9 protein-coding genes are annotated in these 10,817 nt (G+C 34.8%); 7 read left to right on the top strand and 2 right to left on the bottom strand.

Annotated features, from left to right (window positions below; genetic code table 11):
• Positions 1-447 precede the first annotated feature (447 nt).
• Positions 448-2,118, top strand: a complete 1,671-nt coding sequence (locus HPY79_11715; protein NSW46471.1) for a formate--tetrahydrofolate ligase — start codon at positions 448-450, stop codon at positions 2,116-2,118.
• 71 nt (positions 2,119-2,189) lie between these two features.
• On the opposite strand, the gene HPY79_11710 is transcribed toward HPY79_11715, so the two are convergent.
• The gene (locus HPY79_11710; GenBank protein ID NSW46470.1) at positions 2,190-3,230 is read right to left on the bottom strand and encodes a 2-oxoacid:ferredoxin oxidoreductase subunit beta; all 1,041 of its coding nucleotides are present in this window, start codon (positions 3,228-3,230) and stop codon (positions 2,190-2,192) included.
• Between the two features lie 3 nt (positions 3,231-3,233).
• Positions 3,234-5,078 (bottom strand): 2-oxoacid:acceptor oxidoreductase subunit alpha, encoded by a 1,845-nt coding sequence (locus HPY79_11705; protein NSW46469.1) that lies wholly within the window; start codon positions 5,076-5,078, stop codon positions 3,234-3,236.
• A gap of 163 nt (positions 5,079-5,241) precedes the next feature.
• On the opposite strand from HPY79_11705, the gene rsfS reads away from it, so the two are divergent.
• The 6 genes from rsfS (at position 5,242) to gcvT (ending at position 10,620) form a co-directional block, all read left to right on the top strand.
• Entirely contained in the window at positions 5,242-5,622 is a 381-nt protein-coding gene (gene rsfS / locus HPY79_11700) for a ribosome silencing factor (GenBank protein NSW46468.1), read from the top strand.
• 2 nt (positions 5,623-5,624) lie between these two features.
• Entirely contained in the window at positions 5,625-7,604 is a 1,980-nt protein-coding gene (locus HPY79_11695) for an ATP-dependent metallopeptidase FtsH/Yme1/Tma family protein (GenBank protein ID NSW46467.1), read from the top strand.
• On the top strand, positions 7,591-7,812 hold the full coding sequence (locus HPY79_11690) for a hypothetical protein (GenBank protein NSW46466.1): 222 nt from the start codon (positions 7,591-7,593) through the stop codon (positions 7,810-7,812). Before HPY79_11695 ends, HPY79_11690 begins: the two co-directional genes overlap by 14 nt.
• A complete protein-coding gene (locus tag HPY79_11685) occupies positions 7,796-8,707 on the top strand; it encodes a phosphatidate cytidylyltransferase (protein ID NSW46465.1) in 912 nt (303 codons plus the stop codon). Before HPY79_11690 ends, HPY79_11685 begins: the two co-directional genes overlap by 17 nt.
• Before the next feature lie 26 nt (positions 8,708-8,733).
• On the top strand, positions 8,734-9,420 hold the full coding sequence (locus HPY79_11680; GenBank protein ID NSW46464.1) for a phosphatidylserine decarboxylase family protein: 687 nt from the start codon (positions 8,734-8,736) through the stop codon (positions 9,418-9,420).
• Between the two features lie 111 nt (positions 9,421-9,531).
• Positions 9,532-10,620, top strand: a complete 1,089-nt coding sequence (gcvT, locus tag HPY79_11675) for a glycine cleavage system aminomethyltransferase GcvT (protein NSW46463.1) — start codon at positions 9,532-9,534, stop codon at positions 10,618-10,620.
• Positions 10,621-10,817: the final 197 nt, after the last annotated feature.

Below are 10,817 nucleotides of genomic sequence, written 5' to 3'. Positions count from 1 at the left end.
GTTATTAACGCTATTGCTTGTAAACTGGTAGCAAGATTATTCGCTGTAATTAAAAGACAAACGCCATACGTTTCAATTTTTTTACAAAATTTTTATCAAAAAAATTTGGTTATGTCTTAGAATACGATTCTTATCTTAAAAAAGAGAAGAAGAAGCAATCTCCACCACACACAACACAATTTTAACGAGCATCGGGAAGATTGCTTCTCCCGATTTCTCGGGACCAAAACACAATGCCAACCCTTCATTCGCAATGACAAAAAAGAGTTTTGCAAAGGTCTTAATTTTATAGCTGTTTCGTATTGAGATAAAATATCTAAGTCTATTTTTAAAAAGCGAAAATTTTAATGCCAAATAATAAACAGCAAAAATATGTTAAAAAACATACAAACATTTGAATCATTCTAAATAATTTGTATATTTGTAAAAATTTAAATATGTATAAATATGAAATCTGACATTGAAATTGCTCAAGCAGCAAAAATGCGACCAATAACAGAAATTGCAAAAATATTAGGAATACCTGAAGATCAAATTATTCCGTATGGAAAATATAAAGCCAAAATTCCTTTAAAATTGATTGATGAAGAAAAGCGTAAACAAAATAAGTTAATTTTAGTTACAGCCATTACACCTACCCCTGCTGGCGAAGGTAAAACCACTACTTCAATAGGTTTAACGCAAGCTATGAATCGTATTGGCAAAAAAACGACCGTTGTATTAAGAGAACCTTCATTAGGTCCTGTTTTTGGCATAAAAGGAGGGGCTGCTGGCGGTGGGTATAGTCAAGTATTACCTATGGAAGAAATAAATTTACATTTTACTGGCGATATTTCGGCTGTAGAAAAAGCACATAACTTATTAGCTGCTCTAATCGATAATAATCTTCAAAACAAAAAACATAATCTAGGAATCGATCCCCGTACCATTCGTTGGAAAAGAGTAATGGACATGAACGAGCGTGCTCTAAGAAAAATTGTTATTGGGCTAGGTGGCACCACCGATGGAGTTCCTCGCGAAACAGGATTTGACATTACAGCAGCCTCAGAAATTATGGCAATACTCTGTTTATCGAAAGACATAAACGATTTAAAAGAAAGACTCGGAAACATATACATTGGCGACACATGGGAAGGCAAGCCTGTTTTTGCTCGCGATTTAAAAGCACAAGGTGCAATGGCTGCCCTACTTAAAGAAGCTATTATGCCCAATTTAGTTCAAACAATTGAAGGTAATCCTGCTATTATTCACGGTGGACCATTTGCTAATATCGCTCAAGGAACAAACTCCATTGTTGCAACCAAAATGGCTTTAACTTTTTCAGACTATGTAGTTACAGAAGCCGGTTTTGCAAGCGATTTAGGAGCAGAAAAGTTTTTTAATATTAAGTCGCAAATTGCGGGTCTTTTCCCAAATGCGACGGTATTAGTTGCTACTGTTAGAGCATTAAAATATCATGGAGGTGCTAAACTCGCCGATTTAAATAATCCCAATGTAGAAGCAGTATTAAAAGGGTTAGAAAATCTTGATAAACATATCGAAAATTTATCTTATTTTAACTTAAAACCAACAGTTGCCATAAATCGATTCCCATCCGATACCGAAGAAGAATTAAATGTGGTAAAACAACATTGCCAACAAATGGGTATTGATGTTTCTGTTATCGAAGTTTGGGCTAAGGGCGGCGCTGGTGCAGAAGAGCTTGCGCATATAGTGGCTAAAAAAGCAGACGCATGTAAAACATGCTTTAAACCATTGTATGATTTTGAATGGTCGGTTGAACAAAAAATAGAAACCATTGCAACCAAAATGTATGGTGCCAAAAACGTAGAATATTCATTACAAGCAAAACAAACCATTCAAAAAATCAATGAATTAGGATTCAACAAATTTCCAATTTGCATGGCCAAAACTCAAAAATCGTTATCTGACGATCCAGCTAAAAAAGGACGTCCTCGCGATTTTACAATTAAAATTAGAGAAATAGAAATTGCCGCTGGAGCTGGATTTATTATTCCAATTGCTGGTACCATTATGCGTATGCCTGGGCTACCCGATGTACCAAGTGCAGAACTAATTGATATTGACAACGAAGGAAATATTTCAGGATTATTCTAAAACTATTACAAATATCATAATAAAAAAGGCTGCCCATTAGACAGCCTTTTTTAAATATTAAATAATAAATTTTAGCTAATTTCAAAGGTATCACCACTATTTAATAAATCATTAACACATTTAATTTTACTTGTCTTTTTGGCTTCTTCTATCTGCATTTCAACAAGGTCATCGTAAGTAGGATACATAGCAGAACGTATAACTCCCATTGCTACAGGAAAATGAGGAGGTCCCATTTTTGCAAGCATTAAATGTATACCAGGATCTTGTTGATATTGATCATGAACTAATAGATCTTCTTCGGTAACACCTTTTTCTCCAATTTTAACCACTTCTAAGCGTGTGCCATTTAATCGGATACCCTTATCTTTATTGGCACCAAAAATAATGGGTTCGCCATTTTTAAGAATTACCTGATTTTCGTCTTTATATTCTTTCGATGTTATTTGAGCATGAACTTTATCATTAAAAATAACACAATTTTGAAATACTTCAACAACTGAAGTGCCATCGTGTTTAGCTGCTTCAAATAATACTTCAGTCATAAGTTTAACATTATTATCAGGAACACGAGCAAAGAAGGTTCCTTGTGCCCCCATTACTAATTCTCCTGTATTAAAAGGATGTTCAATGGTACCATAGGGCGAAGTTTTAGTAACTGAACCCATTGGAGTAGTTGGCGAATATTGCCCTTTGGTTAAACCATAAATCATATTATTAAATAAAATAATATTTACATCTACATTTCGACGAATAATATGTATAAAATGGTTTCCACCAATAGCCATAGAGTCGCCATCGCCGGTTGCTATCCAAACACTAAGTTTAGGGTTGGCCACTTTTACGCCGGTAGCAATAGCATGCGCTCTACCATGAATGCCATGAAATCCATAAGTATTAACATAATATGGGAATCGTGACGAACAACCTATACCCGAAACAATAGTAAAATTTTCTTTTTTGTAGCCAATTTTTGGAAAAACATTTTCTACTGCAGCTAATATGGCATGAGCTCCACAACCAGGACACCATTTTACCGGCAATCCGCTAACAAAATCTTCTTTGGTAAGTTCAACGTTTGAACGTTCGATACTATTTATAATAGGTGACATAGTTTATTCCTCCAATAATTTATAGTATTTTTCTTTTAATTCATCAATAAAGAAAGGCAACGATTGTACCTTATTGGCTTGATCGTATTTAAATTGTGGTAAAGTAGCCCTCAAATATCCTACAAATTGACCACTGTTAAGCTCACAAACAATTATTTTTTTAAATTTTGAAAATATTTGTTGGGTATTTTTGGGTAATGGCATTATATAACGAAAATGTGCATGGCTCACTTTTTTACCTTCCTTTTGCATTTCAATTACCGATTCACGAATTACACCTTTAGTGCCACCCCAACTTACAACAAGCAAATCGCCTTCTTGTTCACCAAAAACTTCTTGATCGGGAATATAATTGGCTATACGCTGTACTTTTTCGGCTCGCAACTTAACCATAAGCTCATGATTATCAGGATCAGTACTAACAATTCCTGTAATATTTTCTTTTTCTAATCCACCTATACGATGACGCAAACCTTCAGTACCAGGTATTGCCCAATAACGAGCTAAGGTTTCGGGGTTGCGTTCGTATGGCTGATATTGAGTATTAGGTTGTGCATAAGGTGGTTTTATTTCGGGCATGGTATTTACATCAGGAATTTTAAACAACTCGGAACCATTTCCTAATGACCCATCGGTAAGTAAAATACAAGGAGTCATATGTTCAACACTAAGTTTGGCTGCCATAAATGCTGAATAAAAACAATCGGCAGGCGAATCTGCTGCCATAATCAACATAGGAGCTTCGCCATTACGACCATACAATGCCTGAACTAAATCGGCTTGTTCCGATTTTGTAGGTAATCCAGTCGATGGACCTCCACGCTGTACATTAACCACTACCAAGGGTAATTCGAGCATAACAGCTAAACCGAGTGCCTCACTTTTTAGCGATAAGCCAGGACCAGAAGTAGAAGTAGCTGCTAATGCTCCTGCAAAACTTGCACCTATAGCTGAAGTAATACCTGCTATTTCATCTTCTGCTTGAACAACTTTAACTCCTAACGATTTGTGTTTTGCAAGTTCCATTAAGATCTCGGTTGCAGGTGTAATAGGATATGAACCTAAATACAACTGTAAATTAGCACGTTCGGCAGCAGCTATTAACCCCCATGCAGTGGCGGTATTTCCATTTATATTTCTGTATTTACCTTTTTCGAGTTTGGCTTGAGCTACATAAAAGCTAATTTTTTCTTCGCTTGGAAGTTTATCAAAATAGTCATAACCAACTTTTAGAATCATTTTATTTAATTCAGCAACATTGCCTTTGTTGCCGAATTTTTTATCGATGTAACGCTCACAATAGTCTGTTCTTTTGTTAAAAACGCGTAATGCTAAGCCTAACATTAACATGTTGCGGGTTCGAAGAGCGGTTTTATTATCAATGCCTAACGAAGCTGTCTTTTCCTTAATAAGGGTAGTAACTGGAACTTGTATCAGCTTTCGGCCTTTTAAACTTCCATCGGTTAAAGGATTCGATGAATAACCCGATTTTTCGAGCGCACTTTCGTCAAATGCATCAACATCAACTAAAATTACCGTGTCTGCTTTAGTCCATTTAAGATTTGCCTTTAACGAAGCAGGATTTAGTGCAACTAATAAATCGAGTTTTTCCCCGAAAGTTAAAATTTTTTTACTTCCAAAATGTACTTGAAAACCCGATACTCCAACGATTGTATTTTGCGGAGGGCGAATTTCTGCTGGATAATCAGGAAATGTAGCTAAATCATTTCCATCGTAAGCAGTAGTATCGGCAAAAAGGGTTCCGACTAGTTGCATTCCATCGCCCGAATCACCTACAAATTTAACTACTGCGCTTTCAAGTTCAATTGCATTTTTTACTTTGCTCATGATTGTAATTATTTGTTTTACAGTATGTTGATAATTATTATTATATTTTAAAAATATGGAGTAAAGGTAGAGTATTATTTGAATATTATGTATAGGTTAAAATCAGTTTTTTCGAAAATTTCTTTACAAAATTATTTGTAACTTTGCAGTTCTAAAATAGAATATGGCAAAACGAGTTTTAAAAAATAAAAAAAACACCAAAGACTTATTGGAGGTTATATTAGAAGCTGCCGACGAAAAAAAAGCCCATAATATTATTGCTATAAACCTTAGTTCATTTGAATCAAGGGTTAGCGATTATTTTGTAATTTGCAGCGCCGACACTACGGTTCAAATTGAAAGTATTGTCGAAAACATTCAAGTAAAAACAAAAAAAGTACTTAACGAAGCTCCTTTTTCGGTAGAAGGTAAACAAAATGCATATTGGATTATTTTAGACTATATCAATATTGTTGTTCATGTAATGCAAACTCAAGCACGTGAATATTACGAGATTGAAAAATTATGGGCCGATGCAGAAATTATAACGTATAATGCTGTTTAATTATGGACGAAAAGAAACTAAATAAATTACCCAAATTTAAATTCAATATTTATTGGATTTACATGGTCATTCTTTTGGGATTTATTATATTACAATTTTACGATTTTGGTGGGAGTCCCGAAGAAATTGATTTCTACAAACTAAAAGAAATGATCACAGCCAATGAGATTGAAAAAATTGTTGTCGTCAATAAAGAAACTGCAGAAATTTACTTACGTCCTCAAGCCTTTAACTCAGAAAAATATAAAAACCTAAAACAAAAAGGATTACGTATTAACCAACCACAATTTTATCTAACTATTTTATCGATCGATGCTTTTCAAGAGAATCTCGAAAAAATTCAAGCCGATTTCCCACCCGAACAACGAGTTGTTTTAAAAACAGAAATACGTAAAGACGTTTGGGGCGATTTATTTTCATGGCTAATACTTCCTATTTTGCTCATCGTTTTTTGGATCATCATTTTCCGCCGTATGGCAGGAGGAGGATCGGGCGGAAGTCAAATTTTTAATATCGGAAAATCGAAAGCAAAAGTTTTTGACAAAGAATCACGTATTAATGTAAATTTCAACGATGTAGCCGGTTTAGATGAAGCTAAAATTGAACTTCAAGAGATTGTTGAGTTTCTAAAAAATCCCAAAAAATACACAGAACTCGGTGGCAAAATTCCCAAGGGAGCATTATTAATAGGTCCTCCAGGAACGGGTAAAACCTTATTGGCTAAAGCTGTGGCTGGCGAAGCCAATGTCCCATTTTTCTCCATTAGTGGTTCCGATTTTGTTGAAATGTTTGTTGGTGTAGGTGCTTCGCGAGTTCGCGATTTGTTCCGACAAGCAAAAGAAAAAGCCCCCTGTATTGTATTTATCGATGAAATTGATGCCGTAGGTAGAGCACGCGGAAGAAATCCTAATTTTGGCTCAAACGACGAACGCGAAAATACACTAAACCAATTACTTACCGAAATGGATGGTTTTGATAGCAACTCGGGAGTTATTATCTTAGCCGCTACCAATAGAGCCGATATGCTCGATAAGGCATTGGTTCGTGCTGGCCGTTTCGACCGTCAAATCCACGTCGAATTACCCGAACTAAAAGAGCGTGAAGCTATTTTTAAAGTACACCTCAGACCTATTAAATACGACCCTTCACTCGATATTTCGTTTTTAGCCAAACAAACACCTGGTTTTAGTGGCGCCGACATTGCAAATATTTGCAACGAAGCTGCCCTTATAGCTGCTCGTAAAGAGAAAAAAATTGTCGAACGCCAAGACTTTCTCGATGCTATCGATAGAATAGTTGGAGGATTAGAACGAAAAAATAAAGTAATTACCCTCGATGAAAAAAAGGTGATTGCTTTTCACGAAGCCGGACATGCTACCGTAAGTTGGTTTTGCCAATATGCCAACCCTCTTGTAAAAGTTACTATTATTCCGCGAGGAAAAAGCTTAGGAGCAGCATGGTACTTACCCGAAGAACGACAACTTTCAAATAAAGAACAACTGTTTGATGAAATGTGTGCTACTTTAGGCGGTAGAGCATCCGAAGAAATAATATTTGGAAAAATATCGACGGGTGCGCTCAATGATTTAGAACGTGTCTCTAAGCAAGCCTACGCTATGATTGTATATTTTGGTATGAGCGAAACCTTAGGAAATGTTAGTTACTTCGATAGTACAGGACAATCAGAATTTATGTTCTCGAAACCCTATAGCGAAAAAACAGCCGAAATTATTGATAAAGAAGTTAAAAATATTATTCATAATCAATACGAACGAGCTAAATCTATTTTAATCGAACATCGCGAAGGTCTCGAAAAATTAGCTCAACTACTCCTTGAAAAAGAAGTAATTTTTACCGAAGATGTGGAAGCTATTTTTGGGAAAAGACCTTTTGCTACTCCACAAGAAGAATTAGAAAAAGAAAATATATCGGAAACAAAATCGGAAATCAATATTAATACGATATCACATGAAAAAGAATAATGAAAATTGGGCATTGCTTATGCATTGCAACGATGAAATTCGTTTAGAAAAAATAAAAAATGAACTTGAACAATCGCAAATCCCTTATACCGTTATTAATAAAAAAGATAGTACTTTGCTAATTGGCGAATACGAAATTTATGTTCCTGTAGAATTAATTGGAGAAGCCAAAAACACATTAAAAGGAATTGATGTTAGCTTGGAATAATCTTATACAGCGTTCTATTAGTGGTATAGTATTCTTATTAGTAATGGTAGGAATGCTATATATAGGAAGTATTACATACTTTTTGTTAATGAGCATTATTATTACACTATCGCTCTACGAATTTTATTTAATGGTAAAAAGGCTACACATCCATATTCCATACTTATATATACTTGTTATTGGGTTGACAATTTTTACAACTCATTTTTTTATTAGTCTCAATTTAATTGATAATCGTTGGCTTTTCATTTTCATAATTCCATTTATTTTTTTCTTGTTTGTGGGTGAGCTTTATCGTTACCACAAAAAACCTATTCACAATATTGCATTTAGCCTATTAGCCATCGTTTACTTGGTCGTTCCCATTGCTCTTTTAAACAATTTGGTATTTATTGAACGTCAGGATTTACTAAACATAAATAACACCGATATTCAAAACTACGAAGGTTTTGTTAGCGATGTTTTATTTTTTAATCCTGAAAGAACGATCATATATTCCCCTTTCATAATTTTAGGATATTTTACCATTATATGGCTTTACGATTCATTAGCATATTTATTTGGAGTTTCTTTTGGCAAACATCGTCTTTTCGAACGCATATCACCCAAAAAATCATGGGAAGGAGCTATAGGCGGAGGAATAGCTACGGTTGCTCTTACTTTCTTTTTCCCACAAGTTTTTCATATGCTTTCGTGGCAAAACTGGATGATTTTAGCCGTTTTAGTTATTTTTTCAAGTACTATGGGCGATTTGGTTGAATCGCTCTTTAAACGCACATTAGACCTCAAAGACTCCGGAAATTTCATTCCTGGACATGGCGGTATATTAGACCGTTTCGACAGCGTTTTTTTGTCGGCTCCTGTTGCTTATATATATTTGCAATTATCGATGTAAAATTTTAATTTTGAAAAAATTTATTCATGGACGACAATGCAAAAAAATTGATATGGCTTAAAATACATCGCGAAGGATTAAAAATAATAGGATTTTCGGGATTGTTCTTACTATTATTAAACTTTTTAATGCATTATTTATTTCCCGAATGGTATTGGATAAATCTTTTTATAAGTATTATTTCGCTTTTATTATGGGCTATTATTATATTCTTTTTTAGAGTACCAAAAAGAGATTTCTTTTGTGAACATGGACAAATTTTAGCACCTGCCGATGGAAAAGTGGTTGTAATTGAAAAAACATTTGAGAAAGAATATTTTAACGATGAACGTATTCAAATATCAATTTTTATGTCTCCACTCAATGTACATATTAATTGGATTCCCGTAAACGGCACGATTTTGTACTCTCAATATCACCCAGGCACATATGTAGTGGCATGGAAGCCAAAAGCATCTGAAGAAAACGAGCGTTTTACTACTGTAGTTAAAACATACAATAACGAAGAAATACTTATTCGCCAAATTGCAGGCAAATTAGCTCGCCGAATTGTTACTTACGCATTGCCCGAAATGGAATGTATACAAGGGCAACAACTCGGTTTTATTAAATTCGGTTCGCGAGTAGACATTTTTTTACCACTTAATGCAAACATTAAAGTTTCGTTAAATCAAAAAGTTAAAGGTAATAAAACAGTAATTGCCGAAATATAAAATACTTTTTTATCTACCTTAATTTTTACTGCCTTTTTATATTGAATTTTAAAATCTTTCTCATTACTTTTGCTAAAACTTAAATACTAATTATTTTACAAAATTTTAAATATGAAACGTACAGCTTTATCATCCATTCATGAAAAATTAGGTGCCAAAATGGTACCATTTGCAGGTTTTTATATGCCTCTAAAATATGCTGGAGATATTGAAGAACATGTAACCGTAAGAACAAAGGTTGGAGTATTTGATGTTTCGCATATGGGTGAAATTTGGGTAAAAGGACCCCACGCACTCGAATTTGTACAATGGGTAACCTCTAACGATGCTGCCGCTTTATACAACGGAAAAGTACAATATTCGTGTTTCCCAAATGGCAAAGGCGGTATTGTTGACGATTTACTGGTTTATAAAATTGATGATGAAACGTATTTACTCGTTGTAAATGCTGCCAATATCGAAAAAGATTGGAACTGGCTACAATCGCAAAATAAATTCGGAGCTATACTCTATAATGCTTCTGACGAAATATCGCAATTAGCCGTTCAAGGTCCTTTGGCACTTAAAGCGATGCAAAAACTCACATCCACTCCTATTTTAGATATGGAATATTATACGTTCAAAAAACTCGATTTTGCAGGCATAAAAGATGTAATTCTTTCTACAACCGGTTATACCGGTGCCGGTGGCTGCGAAATTTATTTTGCCAACAAAGATGCCGAACATATTTGGAATGCGGTTTTTGAAGCGGGTGCCGAATTTGGAATTAAACCCATTGGATTAGCAGCACGTGACACCTTGCGCCTCGAAATGGGCTTTTGCCTCTATGGCAACGATATAGACGATACCACATCGCCCATTGAAGCTGGTTTAGGTTGGATTACCAAATTTGCCGACCATAAAAATTTTATTGATAAAGAATATTTACTCAACCAAAAGAAAAACGGCACAACACGCAAACTCATAGGGTTTGAAATGATTGACAAAGGTATTCCACGCCACGAATACGAACTTTGCGACGAACAAGGCAACAAAATCGGACACGTTACCTCGGGAACTATGTCGCCTATGTTGAAAATAGGAATTGGTATGGGATATGTAAAAACCGAGTTTTCAAAACCCGATTCCATTATTTATGTAAAAGTGCGTGATAAACTGCTAAAAGCTAAAGTGGTAAAATTCCCTTTTTATAAAGGATAATTAAATCTGATAAAATTAAATATTGAAAAGGCTGTCCCAAAAGGGCAGCTCTTTTTGTAAATAAACCATATATCCCCCGCCATACAAAAAGTACATTAAATAAAAATATAAAAAACCCGAAAAATTCTTTGTGGCTGTAGGCGATTGGGCATATTTGGCTGGGTGGTTTGGATGACAAACAAAAAGTACATTCTTTA

Source organism: Bacteroidales bacterium (genome assembly GCA_013314715.1).
Classification (GTDB): domain Bacteria; phylum Bacteroidota; class Bacteroidia; order Bacteroidales; family GWA2-32-17; genus Ch61.
The sequence above is the reverse complement of the archived record's forward strand: the minus strand, read 5'-3'. Positions and strand labels throughout refer to the sequence as shown.